19 protein-coding genes and 1 riboswitch are annotated in these 18,290 nt (G+C 73.3%); of the genes, 15 read left to right on the top strand and 4 right to left on the bottom strand.

Annotation, left to right across the window (positions count from 1 at the left end):
* Positions 1–6 precede the first annotated feature (6 nt).
* From ACFY9S_RS28490 to ACFY9S_RS28480, 3 genes are all read right to left on the bottom strand, one after another.
* The gene (locus tag ACFY9S_RS28490) at positions 7–618 is read right to left on the bottom strand and encodes a sigma-70 family RNA polymerase sigma factor (RefSeq protein ID WP_391133550.1); all 612 of its coding nucleotides are present in this window, start codon (positions 616–618) and stop codon (positions 7–9) included.
* 211 nt (positions 619–829) lie between these two features.
* Complete coding sequence (locus ACFY9S_RS28485) at positions 830–1,483, bottom strand: hypothetical protein (protein WP_391133547.1); 654 nt, start codon at positions 1,481–1,483, stop codon at positions 830–832.
* Positions 1,484–1,702: 219 nt separating this feature from the next.
* Positions 1,703–2,179: a DUF4396 domain-containing protein gene (locus tag ACFY9S_RS28480; RefSeq protein ID WP_391133544.1), complete on the bottom strand. Its 477-nt coding sequence runs from the start codon at positions 2,177–2,179 to the stop codon at positions 1,703–1,705.
* Positions 2,180–2,231: 52 nt separating this feature from the next.
* On the opposite strand from ACFY9S_RS28480, the gene ACFY9S_RS28475 reads away from it, so the two are divergent.
* The 11 genes from ACFY9S_RS28475 (at position 2,232) to ACFY9S_RS28425 (ending at position 12,972) form a co-directional block, all read left to right on the top strand.
* A complete protein-coding gene (locus tag ACFY9S_RS28475) occupies positions 2,232–3,056 on the top strand; it encodes an SDR family oxidoreductase (RefSeq protein ID WP_391133541.1) in 825 nt (274 codons plus the stop codon).
* A 110-nt stretch (positions 3,057–3,166) separates the two neighbouring features.
* Positions 3,167–3,964, top strand: coding sequence for a VOC family protein (locus ACFY9S_RS28470; protein WP_391133538.1), 798 nt, complete (start codon positions 3,167–3,169; stop codon positions 3,962–3,964).
* A 43-nt stretch (positions 3,965–4,007) separates the two neighbouring features.
* Positions 4,008–4,400 carry a DUF4440 domain-containing protein gene (locus ACFY9S_RS28465; RefSeq protein WP_391133535.1) on the top strand — a complete coding sequence of 131 codons (393 nt, stop codon included), beginning with the start codon at positions 4,008–4,010 and terminating at the stop codon, positions 4,398–4,400.
* 31 nt (positions 4,401–4,431) lie between these two features.
* Complete coding sequence (locus ACFY9S_RS28460; RefSeq protein WP_391133532.1) at positions 4,432–4,968, top strand: GNAT family N-acetyltransferase; 537 nt, start codon at positions 4,432–4,434, stop codon at positions 4,966–4,968.
* Between the two features lie 163 nt (positions 4,969–5,131).
* Positions 5,132–6,952 (top strand): ABC transporter permease subunit, encoded by a 1,821-nt coding sequence (locus ACFY9S_RS28455; RefSeq protein WP_391133879.1) that lies wholly within the window; start codon positions 5,132–5,134, stop codon positions 6,950–6,952.
* On the top strand, positions 6,949–8,253 hold the full coding sequence (locus tag ACFY9S_RS28450) for an MFS transporter (RefSeq protein WP_391133529.1): 1,305 nt from the start codon (positions 6,949–6,951) through the stop codon (positions 8,251–8,253). Before ACFY9S_RS28455 ends, ACFY9S_RS28450 begins: the two co-directional genes overlap by 4 nt.
* A gap of 282 nt (positions 8,254–8,535) precedes the next feature.
* On the top strand, positions 8,536–9,927 hold the full coding sequence (locus ACFY9S_RS28445; RefSeq protein ID WP_391133526.1) for a protein kinase: 1,392 nt from the start codon (positions 8,536–8,538) through the stop codon (positions 9,925–9,927).
* 128 nt (positions 9,928–10,055) lie between these two features.
* A riboswitch (cobalamin riboswitch) is annotated at positions 10,056–10,243 on the top strand.
* Positions 10,244–10,272: 29 nt separating this feature from the next.
* Positions 10,273–10,974 (top strand): energy-coupling factor ABC transporter permease, encoded by a 702-nt coding sequence (locus ACFY9S_RS28440; RefSeq protein ID WP_391133523.1) that lies wholly within the window; start codon positions 10,273–10,275, stop codon positions 10,972–10,974.
* Positions 10,971–11,366: an energy-coupling factor ABC transporter substrate-binding protein gene (locus tag ACFY9S_RS28435; RefSeq protein WP_391133520.1), complete on the top strand. Its 396-nt coding sequence runs from the start codon at positions 10,971–10,973 to the stop codon at positions 11,364–11,366. The genes ACFY9S_RS28440 and ACFY9S_RS28435 overlap by 4 nt, the downstream gene beginning before the upstream one ends.
* 5 nt (positions 11,367–11,371) lie before the next feature.
* Positions 11,372–12,121 (top strand): cobalt ECF transporter T component CbiQ, encoded by a 750-nt coding sequence (cbiQ, locus tag ACFY9S_RS28430; protein ID WP_391133517.1) that lies wholly within the window; start codon positions 11,372–11,374, stop codon positions 12,119–12,121.
* A complete protein-coding gene (locus tag ACFY9S_RS28425; protein ID WP_391133514.1) occupies positions 12,118–12,972 on the top strand; it encodes an ATP-binding cassette domain-containing protein in 855 nt (284 codons plus the stop codon). The genes cbiQ and ACFY9S_RS28425 overlap by 4 nt, the downstream gene beginning before the upstream one ends.
* Before the next feature lie 43 nt (positions 12,973–13,015).
* On the opposite strand, the gene ACFY9S_RS28420 is transcribed toward ACFY9S_RS28425, so the two are convergent.
* Positions 13,016–14,152, bottom strand: a complete 1,137-nt coding sequence (locus tag ACFY9S_RS28420) for an amidinotransferase (protein WP_391133511.1) — start codon at positions 14,150–14,152, stop codon at positions 13,016–13,018.
* 167 nt (positions 14,153–14,319) lie between these two features.
* On the opposite strand from ACFY9S_RS28420, the gene ACFY9S_RS28415 reads away from it, so the two are divergent.
* From ACFY9S_RS28415 to ACFY9S_RS28400, 4 genes are all read left to right on the top strand, one after another.
* Positions 14,320–14,976 (top strand): maleylpyruvate isomerase N-terminal domain-containing protein, encoded by a 657-nt coding sequence (locus tag ACFY9S_RS28415; protein ID WP_391133876.1) that lies wholly within the window; start codon positions 14,320–14,322, stop codon positions 14,974–14,976.
* Between the two features lie 96 nt (positions 14,977–15,072).
* On the top strand, positions 15,073–15,276 hold the full coding sequence (locus ACFY9S_RS28410) for a hypothetical protein (RefSeq protein WP_391133508.1): 204 nt from the start codon (positions 15,073–15,075) through the stop codon (positions 15,274–15,276).
* Positions 15,277–15,500: 224 nt separating this feature from the next.
* On the top strand, positions 15,501–17,315 hold the full coding sequence (locus tag ACFY9S_RS28405) for an ATP-binding cassette domain-containing protein (protein ID WP_391133505.1): 1,815 nt from the start codon (positions 15,501–15,503) through the stop codon (positions 17,313–17,315).
* A 237-nt stretch (positions 17,316–17,552) separates the two neighbouring features.
* Positions 17,553–18,287: a hypothetical protein gene (locus ACFY9S_RS28400; RefSeq protein ID WP_391133502.1), complete on the top strand. Its 735-nt coding sequence runs from the start codon at positions 17,553–17,555 to the stop codon at positions 18,285–18,287.
* The last annotated feature ends 3 nt before the right edge of the window (positions 18,288–18,290 follow it).

Here is an 18,290-nt window from a genome sequence, read left to right as displayed (position 1 = left end):
GAGGGGTCAGGCCGCGGCGAGAGCGGGGTCCGGTTCCTCCGCCGCGGCGAGCAGGGCGAGGAGCGTGGCCCGCGCGCGGGCCACGCGGGAACGGACCGTGCCGACCGGGCAGTTGCTCCGTACGGCGGCCTCCGCGTAGGGCAGGCCGAGCAGCTGCGTGAGGACGAACGCCTCGCGGCGCTCGTGCGGCAGTCCGGCCAGCAGCTCCAGCAGTGCCACGCCGTCATCGAAGCCGGGCAGGCCGCGCGGCTGGGCGAGTTCGGCCGCCGGCTCCCAGTCCGGCAGGTCGGCCGGCCGGGGGCGTACGGCGGTGTACCGGATGCTGTCGGCCACCGCGCGCCGGGCGATCGCCAGCAGCCAGGTCCGCGCCGAGGAACGTCCCTCGAACCGGTGCAGACTGCCGAGCGCCCGCAGGAACGTGTCCTGCGCCAGATCGTCCACCGCCTGCGGGTCGGCGCACAGATGGGCGACGTACCGGATGACGTCACGGTGCAGGGCGCGCACGAAGTGGTCGACGGCCGCGGAGTCGCCGCCGCGGGCGGCCAGCGCCCAGGCGGTTATCGACGCGTCGGCCGACGCCGACCTCTCGTGCGAGAGGGGCAGGGCAGGAGTGATCACCTGATGTCCTTCGGGGATCCGGGACCGCTGGGACGCGAGCAGGCAGGCCGTGAGGTCGTGCGTGCGCGCGTGGGCGCGGTCCGGTGAGCGGGGGCGCGGGCGTGCCCGTACCGCGCGTCGGGAGGTGTGAGGTCCCACGGGGTGCGCGCAGGCACGGAGGTACGGCCGCTGCCGGGGCGCGCGGGGCTGCCCCGGCCGGTACCGGCTGCCGTCAGGCGGCAGCGGCCCCCGCGGGTGGTCCCCGGGTGGTGATCGCGTGCACGAGGAGGAGGCGGCGGGGCGAGTTGTTCGACGGCCGTCGCCGCCGGCGCACGGGCGGGGGCGGCGGTGCGGGCCGGGCGAACAGCAGCCGCAGTGGCGCGGCGAGCCGGCTGCCCACGGCACGCAGCAGCCGGAAGACGGCCCGCTCTCCGTGGCCCAGCCACAGTCCGCACAGCAGCGCGGCCAGGAGGTGGGCGGCGAGCATGCCGAGGGAAGAGTCACCACCGGGGACGTGCCCGGAGTGCGGGGACGCGGCCCCGATGGCGCCCGCACTCATGTCGTGGCTCATGGATCCCATGCCGTGGCTCATGGACGGCATGTCCATGGAGGGGTTCCCGGGCGCGGAAGGCGCCGGCGGACCGAGGGAGAACGCCGAGTGCAGAGCCGTCTGGACGGCCACGGCGACACCGACGACCAGGCGCAGTCCGCGCTCCCGGCCGGCAAGGCACCAGCCGGCGGCGCCCGTCACGACCCAGCCGGCCAGCAGCGTCGACGGGGGCACGTGGTCGCCGGACATCATGACGTGCCCCAGGGCGGCGAGCACGACACAGACGGCCGCGAACACCGCGGCCCGTATCGCGCGAGCACACCACCCGGCTGTCATGGCGCCTCATCCTCGCATCCGGCCTCGCCCCGACACCCATGAGTACGGACAGCTCCCCGGCCGGGCACTCAATCCCGGCCATGTGATCCAGGCCACTGCAGTGGACCACTCTGCTGATCGACGGCCGGGGCGCCGGTGTGTGGCGCGTGCTCGACGGCGATGCGGAGGCGACTGCGTTCCACGACCTGCGGGCTGAAGCGTCACGGGGGCGACAGCGCGTCAGTGGTGGGCGTGGACCACGGCGTGCCCCCTGCCGCGGCCGATCATCCATTTGTTGACCGGGGTCGTCACCAGGAAGGCGACCGCGAAGCCGCCCAGGAGCGCGGACCAGAAGAGGCCGTCGGACAGATGGGCGTCCATAGCGCCCGGGGTGAGGGCGATGATCGCGTTGTCCACGAGTTCCATCACGGCGATCGAGACCGTGTCCGCGGCCAGCGCGATCCTGATCGCGGCCTTGAGGCCGATGCCGGACCGCAGGACGGCGGACAGGGTGAACGAGTAGCCGAAGAGGAACGCGAGCCCGATCGCCAGGACCATGGTGGGCACGTCGGCCCAGCCCAGCGACGTGCCGATGGCCATGCCGATGATCTCGCCGATCAGACATCCGGTCAGGCAGTGCAGCGTCGCCTTCACGGCGGTCCCCCAGGACGCGGTCCCGTGCGCCTGCTTCTCAGGTTCGTGAGCGGTGTGGTCCATGACCCCGACTGTATACCCCCAGGGGGTATCTACGCGACCTAGAGTGGTCGCCATGACGACACAGTCCACTCCATCGGCAGAGCCGACTCCGGCGTCACCTGCGACTCAGGCCTACCTTTCCGAGCTGTTCTCCCTGGAGGGCCGGGTCGCGGTCGTCACGGGTGGCAGTTCCGGTATCGGGCGCGCCATCACCGGCGCACTCGCGCGTGCCGGGGCGAGCGTGGTGGCCGTGGCCCGCGGCGAGGCCTGGCTGACGGCCACGGTCGAGGAGCTGACGGCCGAGGGCTGCCGCGCCACGTGGGTCGGCGCGGACCTGAGCACCCGCGACGGCGTGCGGACGGCCGCGGAGCGGGCGATCGAGGCCTTCGGGGAGCCGGACATCCTCGTCAACAGCGCCGGGATCAACCTGCGTCCGCCGATGGACGAGCTCGGCGAGGACGTCTGGGACGCCACGATGGCCGTCAACCTGGAGGCGCCGTTCCTGCTGGGGCAGCGCTTCGGCCCCGGCATGGCGGAGCGCGGGTACGGGCGGATCATCCACATCAGCTCGCAGCAGGCGCATCGCGCGTTCGTCCAGAGCGGGGCCTACGGCGCCTCCAAGGGCGCCCTGGAGGCCCTGGCGCGCTCTCAGGCCGAGGCGTGGTCGCCGCGCGGCGTCACCTGCAACGTCCTCGTGCCGGGCTTCGTCATGACACCGCTCAACGCGCGGCTGTCGTCGGACCCGGAGAAGGTGGCCGCCCTCGCCGCCCGCACGATGGTCGGGCGCAACGGTCTCGCCGGGGACTTCGCGGGCGCGGCGGTCTTCCTGGCGAGCGCGGCGTCCGCCTACGTCACCGGACAGTCCCTCTTCGTCGACGGCGGACTGTCCGTCCACTGAGGCCCCCGGCATCCGCGCGGGGGTCCCCCGAACGGACAGCGGCCGACGGGCGATGACCGGTGCTCGGTGTCACGCTGAGCACACAGGACCCGCCGAAGGGAAGCAGCGCCATGATCACGACCGAGTACGTCCCCGGTTCCCCCTGCTGGCTCGACCTGGGCGCTCTGGACGTCCGGGCCGCCGCCGCCTTCTACGGCGCCGTCCTCGGGTGGGACTACGAGCCCATGGGCGAGAGCGACGATTTCGAGGGCGGAATGTTCAGGAAGGACGGCAAGGTCGTCGCCGGGCTCGGCAAGCTCACCGAGGAAGGCGCGCGTCCGGCCTGGATGCTCTACTACAGCGTCACCGACGCGGACGCCACGACGCGGGCCGTGCAGCAGGCGGGCGGCACCGTGCGGGTCGCACCGATGGACCTCGACGACTGGGGCCGGATGGCGCAGTACAGCGACCCGCTGGGCGGCCAGTTCGCCGTCTGGCAGCCCGGCACGAACAAGGGCCTGGAGCTGGTCGACCAGCCGGGCTCCCTGGCGTGGACCGAGCTGTACACCAGCGACGCCGCGGGTGCGCGGGAGTTCTACGGCACCCTCTTCGGCTGGCAGTTCAGCGACATGCCACTGCCGGGCGGCGCCGGCACGTACACCCTGATCACCCCGTCCGGACTCTCCGAGGACCGGATGCACGGCGGGCTCATGCACCTCCGCAGGGAGGATCTGAACCTCACGGGTGGGCGGCCGTACTGGCACCCGGTCTTCGCCGTCGACGACTGCGACGCCGCGGTGGCCGAGGTCACCGGGAACGGCGGCAGCGTGCAGATGGGCCCGGAGGACGCGGAGGGCGTCGGCCGCCTCGCCGTCTGTCTCGACCCGGCCGGCGCGGACTTCGTGGTGCTCACCCCGTCCGTCAGCTGAACCGGACACCCCGCAGCACCGTTTCGACCCCTACGGTCGTGCCATGAGCGAAGAGTCCGCATCCGCAGACGCCCTTCAGGTCGCCCGTCTGGCGAAGGGCTGGGCCGAGGCGATCGTCTCCAACGACCCCGCGCGGATCGCGGGCTTCATGGCGGACGAGTGGGTCATCGTCTCCGATTCGGGGATCGACCCGAAGGAGAGGTTCCTCTCCCTCGTGGAGTCCGGTGCGCTCACCCACTCGGCGATGGACCTCATCACCGACCCGAGGGTCCGCGTCTACGGTGACACCGCCGTGGTGACCGGGAGGGTGACGAACACGGCCCACCACCAGGGCCAGCGCCACGACGCCGACGAGTGGACGACGGACGTTTTCGTGCGGCGGCAGGGCCGCTGGCTGTGCGTACTGAGCCACATCACACCGGCGGCCCCCGACTGACTCCGGAATTCCTCTTGCATATGATGCGCAAATGCGTGAGTACAGCATCAGGGAAGCCGGAGCGGGCGACATCGACGGGGCCCGGGCGGTGATGCTCGACGCCGTGTACCGCGACTTCGGCACGGGTTACGTGCCGCGCTGGCACGCCGACATCATCGATCCGGTGCCGTTCTACGTCACGCCGCCCCGGCACACCCTCCTGGTCGCCATGGACGAGCGGGACGGGACGGTGGCGGCCACCGCGGCCCTGGACGCGCGCGGTCCGGCGCACCCGCCGAACCCCCGCTGGCTGGCCGAGCGGTTCCCCTCGGGCGAGACGGCGCAGCTGCGGCGGGTGTACGTACGCCCCGAGCACCGGCGGCGCGGACTGGCCCGGCAACTGGTCGACGGCCTGCTGGAGTTCGCCCGGGCCGACGGCGGATACCGGTCCGCATACCTGCACACCTACCCCCACTCCCCCGGCGCGCTGGGCCTGTGGAAGGCGCTGGGCAAGGTGCTGTGCGACGAACGGGAGGAAGTGCCCGGCGGGGGCAACGGTGTAGTGCACTTCGAGATACCGTTCACCTGATGACAATGGTTTTCATATACGTGATGAGCAGTCCGGCCGCCGTCGGCACGGCACGCACCCTCACCCGTACGGGGCCCCGGCCCTGAACAGCTCGAAGACACCCTCGACGAACGGTGCGGCCGCCGCCGTGCGCGCGCTCGCGCGCAGCGGCGCCCCGGCACTGATGTGGCGGACCCTGCTCGTGGCCTGCCTGGTGTGCGGGATCGGCCTGCTGCCGTGGCTGTCGCGCACCGACCCCGCGCTGACCGTGCTCCGCGCGCGGTCGGCGGACCGCGACCCCGATCCCGAGACCCTGCGTGCCGTCCGGGACCAACTGGGCCTCGACGACGGCCCGCTGACACTGCTCGGCCGCTGGCTGGGCGGGCTGCTGCACGGGAGCGCCGGCACGTCCTGGGTGTCCGGCAGCCAGGTGCTGCCGGGCTTCGGACTGGCCCTCGGCGTGTCGCTGCTGCTGATGGCCGGGGCCCTGGCGGTCGCCGCGGCGACGGCGGCCGCCGTCTGCGCCCCTACGCTCCGGCTGGGCGCGCGGGGCCGGCTCGCCGACCGTCGTCCCGGCGGGACGGCGACGGCCGTGCTGGCCGCGCTGCCCGAGTTCCTCGTCGCCTCGGTGCTGGTGTCGGTGATCGGTGTGCAGCTGGGATGGCTGCCGGCCCTGGGCTGGTACGGGCCGCAGTGGATGGTGCTGCCCTCGCTCGCCATCGGCCTGCCCGCCGGAGCGGTCCTGGGGCGGCTGCTCGACGACCTGCTGCCCGGGGCGTTCGGGGAGCCCTGGGCCATGGCGGCCGCGGCACGCGGTGTCCCGCCGACGTCGGTGGCGCGGCAGGCGGTGCGCCGCTGCGTGCCCGGACTGCTGCCCAATGTGGCGCTGTTCGTGGTCGGACTGACCGGCGGCTCGGTCGCCGTCGAGCAGGTCTTCGACATCCCGGGCATCGGCCGGCTCACCCTGCACGCCGCACTCTCCCAGGACCTGCCCGTCCTGCAGACCGGCACCCTCGCCCTCGTCCTGCTCGCGGCCTCCGCGGGCGTCCTCGCCCGGCTCGCCGCCCGGCTGCTGGTCGGCCCGGCGCTGCGCGACGGCGCCCTGCAGTCCCTGCACCGGCCCCGGCCGCCCGCGCCCCGCACGCTCCCCCTGCTCTACGCGGGGCTGCTGGCCGCCGTCGTCGGGGCCGGGCTGCCCCGCGACCCGATCGCCCTGGACACCCTCGCCCGGCTGCAAGCCCCTTCGCCGCAGCACCCCTTCGGCACCGACGCGCTCGGCCGCGACGTCCTCGCCCGGATCTCCCACGGCGCGCTGACCACCCTCGGCACCGCCCTCGCGGTCAGCGCCGCCGCCCTCGTCACCGGGCTGCTGCTGGGGCTGCTCCCGAGGTTGTCCGGGCCGCTGGTCGACACGCTCAGCGCCGTACCGCCCGTACTGGCCGGACTCCTCGTCACCGGCGTCATGGGCAGCGGCCCCTGGACACCCGCGTTCGCCGTGGCCGTCGTGGCCTGGTCCCCGCTGGCCGCGCACACCTCCTCCCTGCTGCGCCAGGAACGCGCCACCGCCCACCTGGCGGCCACCAGGGCGCTGGGGGCCGGCCGCCTGCACCTGCTCGTGCACGAACTGCTGCCCGCCGTCGCGCCCCCGGTCGCCCGGCACGCCCTGCTCCGGCTCCCGGGCATCGCGCTGAGCCTGGCCGCGCTCGGCTTCCTCGGCCTGGGCGCCCAGCCGCCGTCCCCCGACTGGGGCCTGCTGCTCTCCGAGAACCAGCCGTACGCCGAGCGTGCCCCGTGGGCCGTCCTCTTCCCCGCCGCCGTACTCGCCCTGCTCGGGGCGCTCGCGGTGACGGCCGCCGGCGGCGTACGGCTGCCCCGACGGCGCACGCGGCCCGCCGGCCCGGCCGGAACGCCTGCCGGAACGCCCGTGCCGGCCCCGCCGCGGCGGCCGGAACGCACCGTTGCCCGCCTGACCTCCGTGTCCGCCCCACCGACGGAAGAACGATGACCGACCTCCTCTCCCGTGTGCTGTCCCGCCGGACCGCCCGAACGTCCGACGCCGCCCCGCCCAAGGGCCCGCGTGAGAGCACCTGGCGGCTCTGCAAGGAACTGTCGCCGCTGCTGCGGCTGCTGATCCTCACCCAACTCGCCTTCAACATCGGCTTCTACGCCGTCCTGCCGTTCCTCGCCGAGCACCTCGGCACCGCGATCGGCATGGCGGGGTGGCTGGTCGGCTTCGTGCTCGGGCTGCGCACCTTCAGCCAGCAGGGGCTGTTCGTGGTCGGCGGCTGGCTCGTCGACCGGTTCGGGGTGCGGCCCGTCGTACTGGCGGGCTGCGTGCTGCGGATCGCCGGGTTCGCGTGGCTCGGCTACGCGGAGGCGAGTTGGACGGTGATCGGGGCGGTGCTGGTGATCGGTTTCGCGGCCGCGCTGTTCTCCCCGGCCGTGGAGTCCGAGGTGGCCCGCCAGGCGGTGACCTGGGAGGAGGACGGGCGCGGCCCGCGCACCCGTGTCCTCGCCCTGTTCAGCGTGGCGGGCCAGGCCGGGGCGTTCGTCGGGCCGCTGCTCGGCGCGCTGCTGCTCGCCGTCGGCTTCCGCACCGCGTGCCTCGCCGGTGCCGCGGTCTTCGTGCTCGTCCTCGCCGGGCACCTGTGGCTGATGCCGCAGCACATCCCCGGCCGGGTCCGCGTCCGGGAGCGGGGCGGGGCCCGCGTCCTGCTGCGCAACCGCCGCTTCCTCGCCCTGTGCTGCGCCTACGGCACCTATCTGCTCGCCTACAACCAGCTGTACCTCGCCCTGCCGGACGAGGTGCAGCGCGCGGCGGGCTCCCAGGCGCCGTTGTCCTGGCTCTTCGCGCTGTCCTCGGTGCTGGTGGTGTTCACCCAGCTGCCGGTGACCCGCTGGGCGGGCGACCGGCTCGACCTGCGCCGCTCCATGAGCGCGGGGCTGCTGCTGATCGCGTCCGGATTCGTGGTGGTGGCCGCGGCCCGCCCGGCCGGCTGGACGGGCACCTCCGGGCTGCTGCCGGCCGCCGGTTTCGTGATCTTGCTCACCGTGGGGCAGATGCTGGTCGTGCCCGCCGCCCGCGCCTGGGTGCCCGACCTCGCCGAGGAGGGCCGGCTCGGGCTCTACATGGGTGCGCTGTCGTCCGTCTCCGGGCTGATCGTCCTGGCCGGCAGCGCCGCCACCGGCTTCCTGCTCGACCTGGGACTGCCGGCCGCCGTGCCGTGGCTGGTCCTCGCGGCCGTACCGGCCCTGGCGGTGGTGGTGCTGCCGCGCCGGGAGAAGGGAGCGGGCGCGGCGGCTTGAGGCGGCGCCGGCGCCCACGGCAACGGGGCGCGCGGGACCTTCACTCCGGCGGGCGACCTCCTCGCTCCGGGATTTCCGAGACCGCACCCTTCGAGGACACCGTTGCGGCGATCGGCGGCCACGCCACGCCAGTATCCTTAGTCGGCTGCGGAACCCCCCACCAACCCCCGTTCGAAAGCGGGGAGTTCGGCCTGCGGCAACGACCTTCCCACACGCATGAGACGAGGACGAGTGCTGCTAGCTGGCCGCTACCGGCTGGATGTTGAGATCGGGCGCGGTGGAATGGGAGAGGTCTGGCGTGCGTACGACGAGACGCTCGCCAGAGCGGTGGCCCTCAAGCTGCTGCTGCCCCAGGACACCGACGCCACGGCGACCTCCCGGTTCCGTCTGGAGGCGCAGACCGCCGGGCGTCTCAACCACCCCAACGTGGTCGGCGTCCTGGACTTCGGCGAGTACGACAACCGGCTGTACCTGGTGATGGAGCTGGTCGAGGGCGACAGCCTCGCCGGGGTGCTGTCCAACTCCGGCAGGCTGCCCGCCGAGCAGGTGGCCCGTCTCGCCGCGCAGGCGTCCGCGGGGCTCGCCGCCGCGCACGGGCAGGGCATCGTGCACCGGGACGTCAAACCCGCCAACCTGCTGCTGGACGCCCACGGCACGCTGAAGATCGGCGACTTCGGCATCGCGCGCTTCCTCGACGATCCCGGCGCCGCGCTCACCGCCACCGGCCAGATCATCGGCACCGGCCTCTACCTCGCGCCCGAACGGGCCCTGGGAAAGCCCGCGGGGCCCGCCTCCGACATGTACTCCCTGGGCTGCGTGCTCTACCAGCTCCTCAGCGGCCGCCCGCCGTTCCAGGCCGACACCGCCGTCGCCCTGCTGCACCAGCATCTCGACTCGGCACCCGTGCCGCCCCGCGAGCTCGGCGTCGCCGGCCTTCCCCCGGCGTTCGAGAACTACCTCCTCGGACTGCTCGCCAAGCAGCCCGAGGACCGGCCCACCGCGGAGCAGGCCGCCGAGTGGTTCGCCGGGGGCGCCTGGCGGGGTCTGCCCGAGCCGCTGCCGGAGGTCTCACCGCCGCTGCGGCCGAACCCCTCGTCCGCGCCGGCGCACGCCGGGCCCGCCCCGTACGCTGCCGCCGAGACCAGCCACCCGACCACGTACGCGCTGCCGGCGACCACGGGGCACCGCACCGCGGCCCGGGCGGCCCAGGCGGGGCGTTCGGGCCGCTCCCGCGGGCGCGGCGGGCTCGGCAGCAGGTCGAGAGTGGCCGCGACGGCCGCCGCAGCGGCGCTGTTCCTCGCCGCGATGCTCCTCGGCATGCGCTGGTTCTCGCCCGACACGACCGCCGAGGGCACGGAACCCGACGCGTCCCCGACCACGAGCAACCCTGCGGCCACCCCGTCCGGCGACTCCGCCCCGCCCGTCACCTCCGACCCGGAGGCCGGCCGGCAGATCGCCACCACACCGACCAGCGGCACCGTGGCCGAGGTCACCCCGTCCACGCCGCCCGCCTCCCCCACCCCTCCCCCACCGGCGACCGGCGCCGCGACTCCGGAGCAGGGGACGGGCGACCCCGGACCGGAGCAGCCGCAGCCGGAGAAGCCGGTCCAGGCCGGGGAGGACGGTCAGGGCGACGACGGCGGCGACGGGGGCGACGACGGGGGTGACGACTGACCGCGGGCCCCGAAGGTCCTTGCACCTGAGGCCCGGAGCACGTGGATCAGCCGGGGGATGCGCCGGTGTGCGAGCGGGCGCCCCCTCGCGCGCCCCTTGGGCGGCTTGTCATCGCCCTTACCCCGGCCTTATTGTCACCAGGCCTTGGTGAACGGGAAATCCGGTGTGATGCCGGTGCGGCCCTCGCCACTGTGAATCGGGAAGTCCGGCTCCAGCCCCTGAACGGGCAGCCACTGGGTCCTTGCGGCCCGGGAAGGCGGAGTACGGGCGGTGGTACCCGTCAGCCAGGAGACCGGCCAAGGCGCGTCAACCATCCACGAGGTGCTGGAGAGGGTCTGCTGAGCCATGCACATAGCCGAGGGTTTCCTTCCTCCGGCGCACGCGGTCGCCTGGGGCGCCGCGTCGGCGCCGTTCGTCGTCCACGGAGTCCGGTCGCTCACCCGTGAAGTGCGCGAGCACCCCGAGAGCACCCTGCTCCTCGGGGCGTCCGGCGCCTTCACGTTCGTCCTGTCCGCCCTGAAGCTGCCGTCCGTCACCGGCAGTTGCTCGCACCCCACCGGCACGGGCCTCGGAGCCATCCTGTTCCGGCCGCCCATCATGGCGGTACTGGGCACCATCACCCTGCTCTTCCAGGCGCTGCTGCTCGCGCACGGCGGCCTGACCACGCTCGGCGCCAACGTCTTCTCCATGGCGATCGTCGGGCCCTGGGCCGGATACGCCGTCTACGCGCTGCTGCGGCGCTCCAACGCGCCGCTGATGGTCGCGGTGTTCTCCGGCGCTTTCGTCGCCGACCTCTCCACCTACTGCGTCACCAGCGTGCAGCTGGCGCTCGCCTTCCCCGACCCGGGCAGCGGATTCCTGGGCGCGCTCGCCAAGTTCGGTTCCATCTTCGCCGTCACCCAGATCCCGCTCGCGGTGAGTGAGGGTCTGCTGACCGTGCTCGTGATGCGGCTGCTGGTGCAGTCCAGCAAGGGCGAACTGACCCGGCTGGGCGTGCTCCTCTCCAGGAAGCAGTCCCGGACCGAGAGCGAGGCGGTGTCCCGATGAGCAGGAACACGAAGATCAACCTGGTGCTGCTGTTCGCGGTGGCCGCGCTGGCCGTGCTGCCCCTGGCGCTGGGCCTCGGTGACCACAAGAAGGAGCCGTTCACGGGCGCCGACGCCGAGGCCGAGACGGCGATCACCGAGCTGAAGCCGGACTACGAGCCGTGGTTCTCGCCGCTGTACGAGCCACCGTCCGGCGAGATCGAGTCGGCGCTGTTCTCCCTCCAGGCGGCCCTCGGCGCCGGAGTCCTCGCCTACTACTTCGGCCTGCGCCGGTGCCGCCGGCAGGGCGAGCAGCGGGCGCTGGACCGGGAAGGCGAACGGCGGGCGCCGGAACGGCAGGCCGGCAGCGCACCCGCCGGCGCCGCAGGGAAGTCCGCGGCGGAACGGGACTGAGCCCGGTGCTGCCGATCGACGCGGCGGCGCACAGCAGCCGCTGGCGCCGCCGTCATCCCGTGGACAAGGCCGTGCTCGGGCTCGGCCTCACCGTGCTCGCGATCTCCCTGCCGCCCTGGCCGGGTGCGGCCCTGGTACTCCTGACCGCCCTGGCGGTGCTGCTGGGGCCGGCCGGTGTGCCCGGGCGGCGGCTGTGGCGGGCCTACCGGGTGCCGCTGGGCTTCTGCGCGACCGGCGCGCTCACGCTGCTCGTCCGGGTGGGCGGGCCCGGGGGGTTCGTCTCCCTCGCCGGGGACGGGCCGGTGCGGGCCGGGGAGTTGCTGCTGCGGACCTCGGCGGCCTCGCTGGGCGTGCTGCTGTTCGCCTTCACCACACCCATGTCCGACCTGCTGCCCCGCCTGGTCCGGGCGGGGATCCCCGCGCCGGTCGTCGACGTGGCGCTGGTGACGTACCGGATGAGCTTCCTGCTGCTGGACTCCGTGCGCCGCATCCGGGAGGCCCAGGCGGCCCGGCTCGGTCACACCAGCCGGGCCGCTGAGTGGCGTTCCCTGGCCGGGCTCGGCGCCACCGCGTTCGTCCGGGCCTTCGACCGTGCCGCCCGTCTCCAGGCCGGACTCGCCGGGCGCGGCTATGACGGCACCCTGCGCGTCCTGGTGCCGGAGGCGCGGGTCTCCGTCCGCTTCACGGCCGCCAGTTGCGCGCTCCTAGCGACGCTGGCCGCCCTCACCTTCGTACTGGAAAGGCCGCTGACATGAGCGAGCCGGCCCTCGTCGCCCTGCGGGGCGCCTCCTACGCCTACGAGGACGGCCCCACCGTGCTCAGCGGGCTCGACTTCGAGATACACGAGGGCCGCGCGCTCGCGCTGCTCGGCCGCAACGGCAGTGGCAAGACCACGCTGATGCGGCTGCTCTCCGGCGGACTGCGGCCGCACGAGGGCCGGCTGACGGTCGAGGGGCGGCCGGTGGCGTACGACCGCCGGGGTCTGACCCGGCTGCGGACCACCGTGCAGCTGGTGGTGCAGGACCCGGACGACCAGCTGTTCGCGGCGTCCGTCGAGCAGGACGTGTCGTTCGGGCCGCTGAACCTCGGCCTGGACGGCACTCAGGTGCGGGCGCGGGTGACGGAGGCGCTCGCCGCGCTGGACATCACCGCGCTGGCCGACCGGCCCACCCATCTGCTCTCCTACGGCCAGCGCAAGCGCACCGCCATCGCGGGCGCGGTCGCCATGCGGCCGCGCGTGCTCGTCCTGGACGAGCCGACGGCCGGACTCGACCCCGACGGCCAGGAGCGGCTCCTGAGCACCCTCGACGGACTCCGTGCCGCCGGCACCACGGTGGTGATGGCCACCCATGACGTCGACCTCGCCCTGCGCTGGGCCGACGACGCCGCGCTCCTCACCCCGTCCGGCGTGCGCACCGGACCGGCGGCCACGGCACTGGCCCGCCCGGATCTCCTCGGTGAGGCGGGGCTGCGCCTGCCCTGGGGCGCCGCGGCGGCGGAACTCCTGCGCGCGCGGGGGTGGTTGGCGGAGAGCGAGCCGGGACCGCGCACGCCGGAGGAACTCGCCGCTCTCGTGGGCGAACGGCTCGGGACGTCCGGAGGATGAGGGTGGTCACCCCTCCCTGTCTCAGCGGAGGGGGACGGCACGGTCAGTCGACGTAGGACTGGAGCGGACCGCGGCGCCGGACGTCGAGGGTCGCGCAGTGGAACGAGCCGCCGAAGGGGGCGTAGTGCAGCAGGTCGCACGGGATCGGCTCGAAGCCCCACCTCTCCAGCGCGCGCAGCATCCCGGTGTGGTGCCGCTCCGCGATCACCTGCTTCTCGTCGAGCATGAGCACGTTCATGCTGAGCCACTTGCCGCACATCGAGGTGAGCTTGAGCAGCCGCTCGTCGATCGGGTCGGGTTCGGGAGCGACCAGGACGTCCCAGGAGCTGAGGACGTCCGGCAGGCGGTCGGCGTCGATGTACTCGGGGTTGATCAGCACCTTCCCCGGCGCGAGCAGGACGAAGGTGGTGTCGATGTGCATGGGTGTGCGGCACCGGCTCTCGATCTCGTGGATGCGGTACTCCGGGCCGAGGTGTCGGCGCAGCCAGTCGATGCCCATCGCGTTGGTGACGTTACTGCGGGTGACGAACAGGTCCCGTCCGGCCCGGACGAAGTCCGCCGCGTCGAAGACGGGTTCGAACTCGGTGAGGATGTACCGCATGGGCTCGCCCGGCCCCGGGACACGGAAGTGCTGGTCGAACAACTCGTCGGTGAGCTGTGGCCTGGGTGCCGCCGTCCAGCGCGCGCCGCGCCGGAAGTAGTCCTTGAGGACGGGGCGGTAGGAGTGCGTCTCGAAGTACCGGCACGGCCACGCCATCGGTGTCTCGATGATCTCGTCGCCGATGACGAGCATGCTGTCGCGCGGGCAGGTGTTGCAGAAGCCGCGCGAGGTCCAGTCGGGAGTGCCGAAGCGGCGCCGGTGGTCGACCGCCTCAGGTCGCCTGACCGTGACGCCGAGGGACTCCAACAGGGCGACGAAGGCGTCGATCTCCTGCTGCGCCTGCTCGACGAGCAGCCGCGGGTACCGGAAACCGGCCGCGAGCCCCTGCAACCGCCCGGCCCACGGTGGCACGTTGCAGGTCACCACCGCGTGGTCGGAGGGGATCGTCGCGCCCTCCAGACGGCCGACGATGATCTCCTCCAGCGGATCCCACTCGGTGTGCGAACAGACCGGCGACACCAGCGGCTCCGCGCCCCTGTCGGCCGAGGGAGGTGCTCCGGGATTCTGCAGGACGCTCATGCTCACCCCTCTTCGGATCGCAAGCCATGTGCCGGGCCGCGACTGCGGGATCACTCGACGTGGCCGGTGGGAGTCGCGCGCATCAACGCTCGCGACACTCCCGGCATACCTCCGGATGCCCGCACATGCGCTTGTCCACGCTCACCGCACCGCACTACCTTGCCGGGGTGGATCTCTTCTCACGGACCTGGACGGCGTTGCGAGCGGCGGTGGCCGGTCTCTCCGACGAGGACTTCGGGCGGCCATCCGGCTGTACGGGCTGGCTGGTGCGGGACCTGGTGTGCCATCTGATCGTCGACGCCCAGGACGTCCTGATCACCCTGGCCACCCCGTCCGACCGGGAACCGACCCGTGACGCGCTGACGTACTGGCACATCTCCGACACCCCGCCCACCGGTGACGATCCGCTCGACGCGCTGACCGTCCGGCTGGCCGCCGCCTACGAGGATCCGCAGCTGCTGAAGTTCCAACTGGACGACGTCGGTTCCGCCGCCGGGCGCGCGGCCCTGCTCGCCGATCCGGACGGCCGGGTCGGCACCCGTGACGAGATCCTCACCGTGGGCGACTTCCTCGCCACGTACGTCCTGGAGTGGACGCTGCACCACCTCGACCTGACAGCCCACCTCCCGGATGCCGGGCAGCCGCCCGCGGAGGGGCTCGCCCGCTCCCGGGAGATGCTGGAGCGGATCGCGGGGAGCCCGTTCCCGAAGTCCTTCCACGACGTGGACGCACTGCTCGTCGGCACCGGGCGGCGGGCGCCGACCGAGGCGGAGCAGGCCGAACTCGGCACACCGGACTCGACGGTGCCGCTGTACCTGGGCTGACTCCGCGGCGGCGAACGCGTTGCCCGCGGGCCCCCTGGAGTGCTCCGCCCCAGGCGGGAGCATGGTGGCCATGGGCGTCCGCCGCAGGAACAAGCTGTGGCGACGGTCTGGACGCGACACCGCTCTGCGGGCGCTCGGCGTTGCCGCCGTCCCCTCCTCCCCGGGCCCCGCGGCCGCCCGCCGGCCGCCGGAGCCGACGTCGTCCTGGCCGCCGTACCGGCGAACCTCATGCGCGTCCTCACCCTCGTCGGTCTCGACCGGGTCTTCACGCTTCGCCCGGACTCCAGCGCCGCGTCCTGAACCGCACGGAACGCCCCGGGGCGGCGACCGCTCCCCCGGTCCGCCCGCCGTGCCCCTTGGCGCTCCCCGCACACCACCGCCCGGCCGGAAAACGCTTGGACTCCGCGGCCGGTATCGCGGGACACTTCCGGACTCGACCCGAAACCTCACGCATCCGTTGCGGTGCCGGCCCCCGCGCGCACGACGCGGCGCGGCGGGCGGCCGCGAAACGACACAGGGGTGGGATGGAAACGCCGGAAACACACAGGGTCTTACCGGGCAGGCGCTCGGTTCTTCTCGCACTTCGTCACTACGGTCGGGAGTTGTCCCGGCTCCGCCGGTGGGCGGCACCCACGATGCTGTTCTCGGCGCTGGGCAACATCGGAATCAACTACGTGGCGCCGCTGATCGTCGCCAAACTCGTCGCCGACATCGCCGGGAACGAGGACGTCACCACCGGCTCGACGCTGCCGTACGTACTGGCCTTCGCCGGCGTCCTGCTGACCGCGGAGGCGCTGTGGCGCGCAGCCGTGCACTGCCTCAACCGTCTCGACGCCCTGGGCATCGAGCACCTCTACGTGGTCGGCATGGACGAACTGTTCGCCAAGGACGCCGCGTTCTTCCACGACAACTTCGCCGGCTCGCTGACCAAGCGGGTTCTCAGCTTCGCCTCCCGGTTCGAGCAGTTCGTCGACACACTGACGTTCCAGATCGTGGGGAGCTTCGTGCCACTGGCGTTCGGCGCGGTGGTGCTGTGGCGCTACGAACCGCTGCTCGTCGTCGGCCTCCTGGCGATGATCGCCCTGACGGCGGTGCTGGTCGTGCCGCTCATCCGGCGCCGGCAGGCGCTCGTCGACCGGCGTGAGGAGGCGATCGCCCGGGTGTCGGGCCACGTCGCCGACAGCCTGATGAACATGGACACCGTGCGGGCGTTCGCCGCGGAAGAACGCGAGGCCGCCGAACACCGGTCCCGGGTGGCGATGTCCCGCCGGCTCACCATGCGGTCGTGGGACTACGGCAACCTGCGCATCGACACGCTGGTCGCACCGATGTCCGTCCTCACCAACGCGATGGGCCTGCTGCTCGCGGTGACACTGGGCGGCGGCGCGCACGGCGTGGAGGCCGTCGTGGTGGCCTTCGCCTACTACAACAACGCGACCCGGATCATGTTCGAGTTCAACCAGATATACCGCCGGCTGGAGAGCTCGATGACGGAGGCCGCTCAGTTCACCGAACTGCTCCTGACGCCGCCGACGGTGCTCGACCCGCCGGCACCGGAGCCGCTGCGGACCCGGGCGGCCGACGTCCGCTTCGAGAAGGTGACCTTCGCGCACCGGGGCGGCCGGCCGCTCTTCGAGGGGCTCGACCTGGCCGTGCCGAGCGGGGCGAAGGTCGGTCTCGTGGGCCGGTCCGGCGGCGGCAAGACCTCGCTCACCCGGCTGCTGCTGCGGATGACCGACATCGACGGCGGCCGCATCCTGGTCGGGGGCCAGGACATCAGCCGGGTGCGCCAGGCCGACCTGCGCGGCCGGATCGCCTACGTCCCCCAGGACCCGGCGATGTTCCACCGCACCCTGCGGGACAACATCGCCTTCGCCCGGCCGGACGCCACCGAAGCCGAGATCCGCAGGGCGGCCGAGGCGGCCCATGTCACCGAGTTCGCCGACGCGTTGCCGGACGGCTTCGACACCATGGTCGGCGAGCGGGGCGTCAAGCTGTCCGGCGGGCAGCGCCAGCGTGTCGCCCTCGCCCGGGCGATCCTGCGGGACGCGCCGATCCTGCTGCTCGACGAGGCGACCAGCGCCCTGGACTCGGAGAGCGAACTGCTGGTCCAGGAGGCGCTGTGGCGGCTCATGGACGGGCGGACCGCGCTGGTGGTGGCGCACCGGCTGAGCACGGTCGCCGGAATGGACCAGCTCGTCGTCCTCGACCGCGGCCGGATCGTCGAGCAGGGCACCCACCAGGAGCTGCTCGGGCACGGGGGTGCCTACGCGAAGCTGTGGCAGCACCAGTCGGGCGGCTTCCTGGACGACACCCCCGGCCGTGCCGAGGTGGTGTAGCGCGGGGTCGCCGGCCTCCGTTCGAGGGCCCGCGCCCGGGTCGCCTGGGCCTCCGGCAGGAGGTCCAGGCGACCCGTTCGCGGGTCCGCCCGGGGAGATCGCCGCCACCCGGGGCCTCGGAGACCTTCGTCGACGGCCGGCGGGTCCACGCCGTCACCTGAGCCGTGTTCCAATGCTCTCCGGGTTTCCGTGCGCGGAGGGGGATGAGGCACGGTGGGGTCGTCGGGGCACACAGTCATGCGGTCCGTGATGTGGGTGCTGCTCGCGGTCGTCGCGCTCGGCGTCGGGGTTGCGTCCGCCTTCCAGATCCGCGGGGCGCTGGAGCGGGAGCGGGAGTACCGCGGAGCGCCGGCCTGCGCCACCGTCCCCGTCGAGGCGTCCGGGTGCGTGTGGCAGCAGGAGTTCACCGTACGGGGCGCCGCCATGAACCGCGGTGAGCGGAGCGAGTCCCCGGAGGCGGAGCTGGTCCTGCCGTCGGGCAAGCCGTGGGAGGTGACGTTCCTGCGCACCGAGCCCGTGATGTCCGGAATGCAGAAGGACGACAGGGTCGTCGGGGTGATCTGGCACGGTCGGGTCGTCGAGGTACGGGACGCCGAAGGGCGGCGACAGCAGACGTCGGACGGGCCGGTGGGCTGGCCCGAGGACCGCCTGGGCGGTGCGCTGGCCTGCACGTCGTTCGGCCTGGCGGCCCTCGTGGGCGGGCTGTGGCCCCTCTTCGCGCGGGGCGAGCGGCGGCACGCGACCGCGGCGAAGACGGTGCGGTGGCACGGTGTCGCCCTGGGCGGCACGGCGGTCCTGACGCTGTGGGCGCAGGCGGCCAACGACTGGCCGCTGTGGTCCCTTCCGGCGATCTGGGGGCCGCTCGCACTGCTGATTTTGATGTCCATGACGGCCTTCGCCCTCGGCGCGCTGCGCGGCGAACTGGACGACGACGCATCCGCCCCGCAGGAGCCCCGGCCCCAGCCCTCGTGAACG

The organism is Streptomyces sp. NPDC012474 (assembly GCF_042955185.1).
GTDB lineage: Bacteria > Actinomycetota > Actinomycetes > Streptomycetales > Streptomycetaceae > Streptomyces > Streptomyces cahuitamycinicus.
The sequence above is the reverse complement of the archived record's forward strand: the minus strand, read 5'-3'. Positions and strand labels throughout refer to the sequence as shown.